Annotated in this window: 6 protein-coding genes; 3 read left to right on the forward strand and 3 right to left on the reverse strand. The window is 72.4% G+C overall.

What is annotated here, in order from left to right:
* Positions 1-7: 7 nt before the first annotated feature.
* Both EV567_RS24725 and EV567_RS24730 read right to left on the reverse strand, forming a co-directional pair.
* Positions 8-3,508, reverse strand: a complete 3,501-nt coding sequence (locus tag EV567_RS24725; RefSeq protein ID WP_130443750.1) for an ATP-dependent DNA helicase — start codon at positions 3,506-3,508, stop codon at positions 8-10.
* A gap of 263 nt (positions 3,509-3,771) precedes the next feature.
* Entirely contained in the window at positions 3,772-4,182 is a 411-nt protein-coding gene (locus EV567_RS24730; protein WP_407071619.1) for an MGMT family protein, read from the reverse strand.
* Between the two features lie 186 nt (positions 4,183-4,368).
* Between EV567_RS24730 and EV567_RS24735 the strand changes: the two genes are divergently transcribed.
* From EV567_RS24735 to EV567_RS24745, 3 genes are all read left to right on the forward strand, one after another.
* Positions 4,369-7,110, forward strand: a complete 2,742-nt coding sequence (locus EV567_RS24735) for a lysylphosphatidylglycerol synthase domain-containing protein (RefSeq protein ID WP_130443754.1) — start codon at positions 4,369-4,371, stop codon at positions 7,108-7,110.
* Between the two features lie 109 nt (positions 7,111-7,219).
* Positions 7,220-8,764, forward strand: a complete 1,545-nt coding sequence (locus tag EV567_RS24740) for an alpha/beta hydrolase (RefSeq protein WP_130443756.1) — start codon at positions 7,220-7,222, stop codon at positions 8,762-8,764.
* Between the two features lie 118 nt (positions 8,765-8,882).
* Entirely contained in the window at positions 8,883-10,481 is a 1,599-nt protein-coding gene (locus tag EV567_RS24745) for an alpha/beta hydrolase (RefSeq protein WP_130443758.1), read from the forward strand.
* A 77-nt stretch (positions 10,482-10,558) separates the two neighbouring features.
* On the opposite strand, the gene moeZ is transcribed toward EV567_RS24745, so the two are convergent.
* Positions 10,559-11,737 carry an adenylyltransferase/sulfurtransferase MoeZ gene (gene moeZ / locus EV567_RS24750; protein WP_130443760.1) on the reverse strand — a complete coding sequence of 393 codons (1,179 nt, stop codon included), beginning with the start codon at positions 11,735-11,737 and terminating at the stop codon, positions 10,559-10,561.
* Between the last annotated feature and the right edge of the window lie 26 nt (positions 11,738-11,763).

Genomic DNA, 11,763 nt, shown 5'->3' on the forward strand with positions numbered 1-11,763 from the left:
GGTGTGCTCACTCCACGACGTGGCGTCCTTCGGGGCGGGCGCTGCACGACGCCCGGAAGGCGCAGTGGGTGCAGTGCTGCCCCGCGGTGGGCGTGAACCGCTCGTCGAGGACCTTTCCGGCGGCGGTGGCGAGCAGGTCGCCGACCCACTCCCCCGCGGTTCCTTCGAGGGCTTCCTGGGCCTGGACCTTGGGCAGGCTGTCGCCGCCGTCCCGTTTGGCGGCTCCTTGGCGCAGGTGGACGAGTTCGGCGCCGCCCGGCTGGGGGCGGGCCCCGTCGAAGGCGTCGTCGACGGCGCCCTCGCGGACGGCGAGCTGGTAGACGGCGAGCTGGGGGTGACGTTCCACCTCGCGCGCGGTGGGCGCGTGTTTGCCGGTCTTGAAGTCGACGACGTAGGCGCGGCCTTCGGCGTCGGTCTCGACGCGGTCCATCTGGCCGCGGATGCGCACCTCGTACTCGCCCGCCTCCAGGGTGACGTCGAAGTCGTGCTCGCTGGCCACCGGTGTGCGGCCGGCGCGCAGGCCGCCCGAGTCGACGTGCCATGTCAGGAAGCGTTCGAGGGCCGCGCGCGCGTTGGCCTTCTCCTGGTCCGACTTCCAGGGCGCGTCGAAGGCGAGCGCGTTCCACACCGACTCAAGACGCTCCATGAGGACGGCGAGGTCGGCGGGGGTGTGCCCGGAGGCGACCTCGTCGGCGAGGACGTGCACGACGTTGCCGAAGCCCTGGGCGGCGGTGGCGGGGGCGTCGGCCTTGACCTCGCGGCCGAGGAACCACTGGAGGGCGCAGGTGTTGGCGAGCTGGTCCAGCGCGCTGCCGGACAGGGCCACGGGCCGGTCGCGGTCGCGCAGCGGCACCTTGCTCTCGGTCGGGTCGAACATGCCCCACCAGCGGTAGGGGTGCGCCGACGGGGCAAGCGGCCGGCCGTCCTCGTCGCTGAGCGCGGCGAGGCGGGCCAGGCGGCGGGCGGCGGCCTCCCTGAGGGCGGCGGACGCGCGCGGGTCGACCGTCGTGGCGCGCAGTTCGGCGACCAGCGCGGCGACGGACAGGGGGCGGCGGGGGCGGCCTGTGACGTCCTTGGGTTCGACGCCGAGTTCGGTGAGGAAGCGGGAGGGCTGGTCGCCGTCGTCGGCGGGGGCCTTCACCGCCGTGACGACGAGGCGGTCACGCGCGCGCGTGGCGGCGACGTAGAAGAGGCGGCGTTCCTCGGCGAGCAGGGCGCCGGGAGTAAGCGGTTCGGCGAGTCCGTCGCGGCCGATGCGGTCGGCTTCCAGGAGGGAGCCGCGGCGGCGCAGGTCCGGCCACAGCCCTTCCTGGACGCCGGCCACGACGACCAGGCTCCACTCCAGACCCTTGGCGCGGTGCGCGGTCATCAGGCGGACGGCGTCGGGACGGACGGCGCGCCGGGTGAGGGTGTCGGCGGCGATGTCCTCGGCCTCGATCTCGGCGAGGAAGTTCAGGGCGCCCCGGCCTCCGGTGCGCTCCTCCGCGCGCGCGGCGGTGGCGAACAGGGCGCACACGGCGTCCAGGTCGCGGTCGGCGTTGCGGCCGGCCGCGCCGCCGCGCCGGACGGCCCGTTCCAGTCGGGTGGGCCAGGGGGTGCCCTCCCAGAGGTCCCACAGCGCCTCCTCGGCGGTGCCGCCGCCGGCGAGCCGCTCGCGTGCCTTGCGCAGCAGCGCGCCGAGGCGTTGCGCTCCGCGCGCGTAGGCGGGGTCGTGGGTGATCAGCCGTTCCGGCTCGGCGAGAGCCCGCGCGAGCAGTTCGTCGGAGGGCGGTGGCAGCGGGTCGCCGGCGGCGCGCTCCTCCTCGCGCAGGGCGCGTCCGAGGCGGCGCAGGTCGGCGGCGTCCATGCCGGCGAGGGGGGAGGCGAGGAGCGTGAGGGCGGTCTCGACGTCGAGCCAGTCCGGGGCGGCGCCGCCGCGGGGCGCGGCTGCCCCGTCGTCGGTCCCGCCGCCCGACGGCGGGGTGGTCGCCCGCGTCGCCGCGGTGTCCGTCTCGGACGCCGTGGTGCCCGCCTCGGACGCCGTGGTGCCCGTCTCCGCCGCCGTGGTGCCCGTCTCCGCCGCCGTGGTGCCCGTCTCCGCCGCCGTGGTGCCCGTCTCCGCCGCCGTGGTGCCCGCTTCGGCCATGGCGACCGCGCGCAGTGCCGTGAGGAGGGGGGCGACCGCCGGTTCGTGGCGCAGGGGGAGGTCGTCGCCGTCGATGTCGAGGGGGACGCCGGCGGCCGTCAGGGCGCGGCGGACCGTCGGGATGGTGCGGGCGCCCGCGCGCACGAGGACGGCCATCTCGCCCCAGGGCACGCCGTCCTCGAGGTGCGCGCGGCGCAGGATGTCGGCGATGTTGTCCAGCTCGGTGCCGGCCGTCGGGTACGTGTACACCTCGACGCGGCCGCCCTCGCGCACGGGGGCGAGTTCGCGGTGGGCGCGGACCTTCTGGGCGGGGAGCCGTGTCAGGGGCATCCGCTGGGTGAGCAGCCGGGTGGCCGCCAGCAGAGCGGTGCCGGAGCGCCGGGAGGTCCGCAAGACCTCGACGGGTGCCGGGCGGCCGTCGAGGCGCGGGAAGGCCCGGGGGAAGTCCAGGATGCCGTTCACGTCGGCGCCCCGGAAGGCGTAGATCGACTGGTCGGGGTCGCCGAGGGCGACGAGGGTGCGACCGCCGCCGGCGAGGGCGTCCAGCAGTCGCACCTGGGCCGGGTCGGTGTCCTGGTACTCGTCGACGTAGACGGCGTCGTACTGGGCTGCGAGCCGCTGGGCGACCTCGGGGCGGCGGACGAGGAGGACCGCGCGGTGGACGAGTTCGGCGTAGTCGATCACGCCGTGCAGGTCGAGGACGTCGAGGTACTCGGCGAGGAAGGCCGCCGCGGCCTGCCAGTCGGGCCGGCCGGTGCGGCTCGCGAAGGCGTCCAGGGCGTCGGGGCCGAGACCGAGTTCGCGGGTACGGGCGAGCACCGCGCGGACCTCGTCGGCGAAGCCGCGCGTGGTGAGGCACGCGCGCAGCTCGTCCGGCCAGCGCACGTGCGTGAGGCCGAGGCGTTGCAGGTCGATCTGGCCCTCGAGCAGCTGGCGCACGGCCACGTCCTGCTCCGGGCCGGACAGCAGTCGCAGCGGCTCGGCGAACAGGTCGCTGTCCTGGTGGGCGCGGACCAGGGCGTAGCAGTACGAGTGGAAGGTGGTCGCCTGAGGGGCGTGGGCGGCTCCCATGCGCAGCGCCATGCGGTCGCGCAGTTCGACGGCGGCCTTGCGGCTGAAGGTGAGCACGAGGATGCGCGCGGGGTCCGCGCCGCGGGCGACGCGGGCGGCGACGGACTCGACCAGGGTGGTCGTCTTGCCGGTGCCCGGCCCCGCGAGGACGAGCAGCGGACCGGTGGTGTGGTCAACCACGGAGCGCTGGGCGGCGTCAAGACGAGGGGGATCGACGGGGGCCGGCGGGGTACGTACCAGTCGGTAAGCGCCACGACTCCCCTGTCGCACCGGAGAGTGCGACAGGCGCCTGGTGGAGGAAGAGGAGCTCACGTGGTTCGCCGGTCCTGGTGGTTGTGCTGGTCGGAGCGCCGCTCGGGGAGAGCGGTGGTCGGGGGATGAGGGGGACGCGCGCGGGCGACGCTACGCCGACAGGACGACCGGAGGGGTTACTTCCACTTCGTCCCTCGTGCCCCGCACGGCTCGCGGGCCACGCATGTCCCACGCCTGTCGAACGTACGCCATGCCGGCGACGTGCCCCGCTTCCCCCGAACGGGCCACAGGCTCCCGCACGGCACGGTTCATGGCGGAAGCTGTCAGGTGTGACCCTCCGCACGTTCGCCGCCGTCCCATCGCGCGCGTCTCATGTCGAGGCGCGGCAGGTGGCCTTCCGCGGTTCTGCCCGCCTCCTTGAGAGGCGTGCCCTCCGCGCGGTAGTGGTCCAGGGCCCGCAGCTCGTGGCCCGGCAGCAGCACCCCGTCGGCGCGCACCACGCGCCACCACGGGACGGCGCCACCGTAGAGGGCCATCACCCGGCCGACCTGCCGGGGGCCGCCCTCCCCCAGCCACTCGGCGACGTCCCCGTACGTCATGACCCGGGCGGGCGGGATCGACTCGGCCACTTCGAGAACCCGCTCGGCGTACTCGGGCAGCGCGTCGTCCGGGTACTCCGCGCGGGTGGCTTCGTGCTCCGCTCGGGCGCCGTCCGGGAGGCTCAGCTCGCTCACCCCTCCCATCCTGCCGCACGCCACCGACAACGCGACCGCCGGTCGACGGTGAGTGACTCTCGCTCGAAGGCGACGCTTCGGGCAGACTGTGCGATCCCGCATTTGCACCCTGATGCCCCCGTGTGTCGGTGCGGCATGCCACCATCGTGCGGGCGGTGACCGGTGATACGAGACCAAGAAGAGACGATGAAGCAGCAGGGTGTGCGTCCCGAGGGAGCGGAGGGCACCTCTGACGCTGCGTCGCGCCCGGACCCCGCGCGAAAGGCGGAGCAGAACGCGAAAGCGCTCGCGGAACAGACGGCGGGCCAGGACCCCGAGCTCGTCGAAGTGACGCACATCGACGAGGTCGAGGGCGACGAGCCGCTGCTCCCCGCGCGCGTGCACCGCCCTTCCGACCTCATGCGGCTGCTGGTGGGCGTCCTCGGCGTGATCGTCCTGATCGCCATCGCCGCCTTCGCCCACGGGACGACCTCCGGCCTCGAGCAGGACATCAACAAGGGCACGGGGCAGGCCCCCGATCTCCTCATCAAGATCGCGGGCCTGGCGTCCAGCATCGCGATCCTGCTGGTCCCGGTCGCCTTCGCCATCGAACGGCTGATCAAACGGGACGGGCTGCGCATCGCCGACGGCGTGCTCGCGGCCGTCCTCGCGCACGGGGTGACCCTCGCCACCGACCTGTGGGTGGCCAAGGCGGCCCCGGACTCGATCCAGGAGGCGCTCACCCAGCCCTCCCCCGGCGACATCACCGCCCTCACCGACCCCGTGCACGGCTACCTCGCGCCCGTCATCGCCTACATGACGGCCGTCGGCATGTCGCGCCGGCCGCGATGGCGTGCCGTGCTGTGGATCGTGCTGCTCCTCGACGCCTTCTCGATGCTGGTCACCGGCTACACCACCCCGTTCTCGATCATCCTGACGGTGCTGATCGGCTGGACGGTGGCGTACGGCACCCTGTACGCCGTCGGCTCGCCGAACGTCCGCCCCACCGGCCGGACCCTCATGGCGGGGCTGCGGCACGTCGGTTTCCGCCCGGTCAGCGCGGCCCGCCAGGAGGTCGCCGACACCCCGGAGACCGGCGACCGCGGGCGGCGCTACTTCGTCACCCTGGAGGACGGCCCGCCGCTGGACGTCACGGTGGTCGACCGTGAGCAGCAGGCGCAGGGCTTCTTCTACCGCGCGTGGCGCAATCTGACGCTGCGCGGTTTCGCCACCCGCAGCAGCCTTCAGTCTCTGCGGCAGGCGCTGGAGCAGGAAGCACTGCTCGCCTACGCGGCCATCGCGGCCGGCGCCAACGCGCCCAAGCTGATCGCGACCTCCGAGCTGGGTCCGGACGCCGTGATGCTCATCTACGAGCACACGGGCGGCCGCACCCTGGACTCGCTGCCGGACGAGGAGATCACCGACGACCTGCTGCGCGATGCCTGGCACCAGGTGCGCGCCCTGCAGTCCCGGCGCATCGCGCACCGCAGGCTGGTGGGCGACGCGATCCTGGTGGATCGTTCCGGCACGGTGATCCTCACCGACCTCCGGGTCGGCGAGATCGCGGCCGGTGACCTGCTGCTGCGCATGGACACCTCGCAGCTGCTGGTCACGCTCGGCCTGCGGGTGGGCGCGGAGCGCGCGGTCGCCTCGGCGGTGGGCGTGCTCGGTCCCGACGCCGTCGCCGACTGCCTGCCGATGCTCCAGCCCATCGCGCTCAGCCGCTCCACGCGCGCGACGCTGCGCAGACTCGCCCGGGAGCGGGCGCAGCGCGAGCGGGACGCCGTGCTGGAGGCCTCCCAGCAGGCCAAGCTGGCCCGCCAGGAGGCCGCGGGCGACGCTCCCGCGGTGACCTTGGAGAAGTCCGCCAAGAAGGTCGAGCGCGCGGAGGCGCGGGCGGAGAAGCGGGCCATCGACGAGGCGCTGGAGGAGGCCCGCGAGGAGGATCTGCTGACGCAGATCCGGCACGAGGTGCTGCGGATCCGGCCCCAGGCGCCGGTCGAGCCGGCCCGGCTGGAGCGGGTGCGTCCGCGCACCCTGATCAGCTTCATCGCCGGCGCCATCGGCGCGTACTTCCTGCTGACGCAGCTCACGCACATCGAGTTCGGCCCGCTCGTCGCCAACGCGGAGTGGGGGTGGGTCGCCGCGGCTGTGCTGTTCTCGGCGCTCAGCTATGTCGCCGCGGCGATGAGCCTGCTGGGGTTCGTGCCGGAGCGGGTGCCGTTCCCGCGCACGGTGGCGGCGCAGGTGGCGGGGTCCTTCGTGAAGATCGTGGCCCCGGCCGCCGTCGGCGGGGTCGCCCTGAACACGCGCTTCCTGCAGCGTGCGGGCGTGCGGCCGGGGCTCGCGGTGGCGAGCGTGGGCGCCTCGCAGCTGTTCGGGCTCGGCTGCCACATCCTGATGCTGCTGTCGTTCGGCTATCTCACCGGCACCGAGAAGACGCCGTCGCTGTCGCCGTCCCGCACCGTGATCGCGGGTCTGCTGACGGTGGCGGTGCTGGTGCTCGTGGTCACCTCGGTGCCGTTCCTGCGGAAGTTCGTCGCCACGCGCGTGAGGTCGCTGTTCGCCGGGGTCGTGCCGCGCATGCTGGACGTGCTCCAGCGCCCCCAGAAGCTCGTCACCGGCATCGGCGGCATGCTGCTGCTCACCGCCTGCTTCGTGATGTGCCTGGACGCGTCGATCCGCGCGTTCGGCGACCAGGACGCCTCGATCAGCATCGCCAGCGTCGCCGTCGTCTTCCTCGCGGGCAACGCGCTCGGCTCGGCCGCGCCGACGCCCGGCGGTGTCGGCGCGGTCGAGGCGACCCTGACCGTCGGTCTCATCGCGGTCGGCCTGCCCAAGGAGGTCGCCGCGCCGGCCGTCCTGCTGTTCCGGCTGCTCACGCTGTGGATCCCGGTGCTGCCTGGCTGGCTGGCCTTCAACCATCTGACCCGCAAGGGCGCCCTCTGAGGCGACGCGACGGCATGAGGGCGTCGCTGACCACGAGGCCACCGGCCGCCCGTACCTCGTACGGACCGCGTCCCGCGCGCGTGCTTCCGCGCCGCCTCAGGATGGGAGCATGCCGAATCCCTCCCGTGTGCGCGCCGCCGCCCTGACCGTCGCCGTCCTTGTGTCGTCGTGCCTGGTGGCGGGCTGCGGCGGCGACTCCCCGCAGGCGGACCTGGCGGCGCAGGAACTGCGGTGGGAGGACTGCCCGGCGCCGTCGCCGGCGGAGGGCGGCGGCAGCGCGCCGTCCCCGCTGCCCGACGGCGACGCGTGGCAGTGCGCCACGATGCGGGCGCCGCTGGACTGGGCCGAGCCGAAGGGCGACACGATCGGCATCGCGCTGATCCGGGCCCGGGCCAGCGGCGAGGCGAGCCGGCGGATCGGCTCCCTGGTGTTCAACTTCGGCGGCCCGGGCGGCTCGGGCGTCGCCACCCTGCCCGCGTTCGGCGAGGACTACGCGACTTTGCGCACCCGCTACGACCTGGTCAGCTTCGACCCTCGAGGCGTCGGCCGCAGCGCCGGCGTGCGCTGCGAGAACGACCAGCAGCTCGACGCCTACTTCCAGCAGGACATGACACCGGACGACGCCGCCGAGCGCACCGCCTACGTGGACAACGTCCAGGCGTTCAACGGCGCCTGCGAGAAGAACTCGAAGACGATGCTGCCGCACGTGCGCACCACCGACGCGGCCCGTGACATGGACCTCATGCGCCAGGTCCTCGGCGACGACAAACTGCACTACTTCGGCATCTCCTACGGCACCGAACTCGGCGGCGTCTACGCCCACCTCTTCCCCCAGCGGGTCGGGCGGGCCGTGTTCGACGCGGTCGTCGATCCGACGCAGACGCCCGAGCAGGGCTCGCTGGGGCAGGCCCGGGGCTTCCAGCTCGCACTGGACAACTTCGCCGAGGACTGCACGTCGAAGGTCGAGGACTGCCCCGTCGGCGATACCGCTCAGGACGTCAAGGACAAGATCGCCCGCCTGCTGAAGGACCTCGACAGCAAGCCGATCCCGGGGATCTTCCCCCGCGAGCTGACCCAGAGCGCCGCGACCAACGGCATCGCGCAGGCTCTCTACTCGAAGGACTTCTGGGAGTACCTGACCGAAGGGCTGGAGCAGGCCTACGACGGGGACGGCAGGACCCTGATGCTGCTGTCCGACTCGATGAACGGCCGCAGCGAGAACGGCGAGTACAGCAACATCACCGCCGCCAACGTGTCGATCAACTGCGCCGACGACAAGCCGCGTTACTCGCCCGACTTCGTGCAGGGCAAACTGCCGGAGTTCCGCGCCGCCTCCCCTCTGTTCGGGGACTTCCTGGCCTGGAGCATGCTCAGCTGTACGGACTGGGCGGTGCCGGGCGCGGCCGACCATCCCGACGTCAGCGCTCCCGGCTCGGCCCCGATCCTCGTCGTGGGCAACACCGGTGACCCGGCCACTCCGTACGAGGGCGCGCGGAAGATGGTGGACGCGCTGGGCAAGGGCGTCGGCGTGGAGCTGACCTACCGGGGACAGGGACACGGCGCCTATGACAGCAAGAACAAATGCGTGCAGCGGGCGGTCGACGGATACCTTCTGGACGGGCGGGTGCCGCCGGCGGGGACCGTCTGTTCCTAAGCGAAAGCGCAGTTCAGAGAGTTATCCACAGGCTCCGACGGGTCGGCGGTGATCCGCCTACCATGGCATGACCGCCGTTCGCGGACGCAGTCGGACGGCTTGTGAGGGGGGAAGAGACATGAGGCTTTTCGCACGGTGGACGGCGCGGGGGGCCGCCCGTTGGACGGCGTTGGGGGCGGCCACCGCACTGCTGGTGACGGGCTGCGGCGACGGCTCGTCGTCCGACGGCAAGGGAGGCGACGGCGGGAAGGCGAAGGACCCCGCCCGCCCGTCCGCCGCCGCGCCCGACGGCGGCGCCGCACCGGCGTCGGCGCTGCCCACGTCCCTCACCTCGCAGAAACCCGACTGGGGGCGGTGCCGTACCACCGAGGGCGCCCCCGCACCGGGCGACGACTGGCAGTGCGCGACGCTGAAGGTCCCCCTGGACTGGGCTCGGCCTGACGGCGAGACGATCGGCCTCGCCCTGATCCGGTCCAAGGCCAAGGGCAAGGGCGAGGACCGCATCGGTTCGCTGCTCTTCAACTTCGGCGGCCCGGGCGGATCGGGTGTGTCCACGATGCCGTCGTACGCCTCCACGGTGTCCTCGCTGCACGAGCGCTACGACCTGGTCAGCTGGGACCCACGCGGTGTCGGGGCGCAGGGCGGGGTCCGCTGCCGAAGCGACAAGGAGATCCAGGCAGCCGAGGCCGTCGACTCCACCCCTGACGACGCGGCCGAGGAACGGGCGTTCCTGAAAGACGCCTCCGACTTCGCCCGGGGATGCCGGAAGGCCGCCGGGAAGAAGACGGCCCATGTCTCCACCACCGACACGGCCCGCGACATGGACCTGATGCGCCAGGTCCTCGGCGACGACGAGCTGCACTACTTCGGCATCTCCTACGGCACCGAACTGGGCGGCGTCTACGCCCACTTGTTCCCGAAGAACGTGGGGCGCGTGGTCCTCGACGCGGTGGTCGACCCGACCGCCGACACCGTTGGCCACGCCAAGAACCAGGCCAAGGGCTTCCAGCTGGCGCTCGACAACTACCTCAGGTCGACCGGCCAGGACCCGAGGCGGGGCAGTGAGAAGATCGCCGCGCTCTTGAAGCGGATCGACTCAAAGCCGCTGCCGACCTCGTCCGGACGCACGCTCACCCAGACGCTCGCGCTCATCGGCATCGTGGTGCCGCTGTACAGCGAGGCGGCCTGGCCCAGTCTGACCAGCGCCCTCAAGTCGGCCTATCAGGGCGACGGTTCGGAGCTGCTGCGCCTCGCCGACGCCTACAACGACCGCGACACCGACGGGCACTACGGCACGTCGAACCACGCGCAACGGCTCATATCGTGCTTGGACGACAGGCAGCGGCCGACGGTCGAGGAGACGAAGAGGCTGCTGCCGGAGTTCGAGAGGATCTCCCCCGTGTTCGGCTCGTTCCTCGGCTGGGACACGGCGGGGTGGTGCCACGACTGGCCGGTGGCGGGCCAGTTCGACACACCGGAGGTGAGCGCGGCGGGCTCGGCGCCGATCCTGCTGGTCGGCAACACCGGGGACCCGGCGACACCGTACGAGGGCGCGCGCAGGATGGCGAACGAACTCGGCCGGGGCGTAGGGGCCTTGCTCACCTGGAAGGGCGAGGGGCACGGCGCCTACGGGAGCGGGAGCGGCTGCGTCGACTCGGCGGTGGACGGCTATCTGCTGAACGGCAAGACGCCGAAGGACGGCACGGTCTGCTCATGACGGCGGCGGGGGTCTCACACACCTGTGGTGCGCGAAACCCCCGCCGCCGGAACCGGTGGGCCGGATCGGCCGGCCGGTCAGTAGACCGGCTTGTCCGGCTCGATCTGGTTGACCCAGCCGATCACGCCGCCGCCGACGTGCACCGCGTCCGCGAAGCCGGCGGACTTCAGGACCGCGAGGACTTCCGCACTGCGGACACCCGTCTTGCAGTGCAAGACGATCTTCTTGTCCTGGGGGAGGCTCTGCAGGGCGGTGCCCATGAGGAACTCGTTCTTCGGGATCAGCGTGGCGCCCGGGATGGAGACGATCTCGTACTCGTTCGGCTCGCGGACGTCGATGATCTCGATGTTCTCGCCGTCGTCGATCCACTCCTTGAGCTGCTTGGGAGTGATCGTCGAGCCGGCGGCCGCCTCCTGGGCCTCCTCGGAGACGACGCCGCAGAAGGCCTCGTAGTCGATGAGCTCGGTGACGGTCGCGTTCTCGCCGCAGACCGCGCAGTCCGGGTCCTTGCGGACCTTGACCTGGCGGTACTGCATCTCCAGGGCGTCGTAGATCATCAGGCGGCCGACCAGCGGCTCGCCGATGCCCGCGAGGAGCTTGATGGCCTCGTTGACCTGGATGGAGCCGATGGACGCGCACAGCACGCCGAGCACGCCGCCCTCGGCGCAGGAGGGGACCATGCCGGGGGGCGGGGGCTCCGGGTAGAGGCAGCGGTAGCAGGGACCGTGCTCCGACCAGAACACGGACGCCTGGCCGTCGAAGCGGTAGATCGAGCCCCACACGTACGGCTTGTTCAGCAGCACGCACGCGTCGTTGACCAGGTAGCGGGTCGCGAAGTTGTCCGTGCCGTCGACGATCAGGTCGTACTGGCCGAAGATATCCATCACGTTGTCGGCCTCGAGCCGCTCCTCGTGAAGGACCACGTTGACGTACGGGTTGATGCCGAGGACGGAGTCGCGCGCGGACTCAGCCTTGGAGCGGCCGATGTCGGCCTGGCTGTGGATGATCTGACGCTGCAGGTTGGACTCGTCCACCTCGTCGAACTCCACGATGCCGAGCGTGCCCACGCCCGCCGCGGCCAGGTACATCAGCGCCGGCGAGCCCAGGCCGCCGGCGCCGACACACAGCACCTTGGCGTTCTTCAGCCGCTTCTGCCCGTCCATCCCGACGTCGGGGATGATCAGGTGGCGGGAGTACCGGCGGACCTCGTCTACGGTGAGCTCGGCGGCCGGCTCGACCAGGGGTGGCAGCGACACGGGGACTCCGTTGGTCGGTCAATCAC

The sequence above is a fragment of the Streptomyces sp. BK239 genome, from assembly GCF_004217285.1.
Lineage (GTDB): Bacteria > Actinomycetota > Actinomycetes > Streptomycetales > Streptomycetaceae > Streptomyces.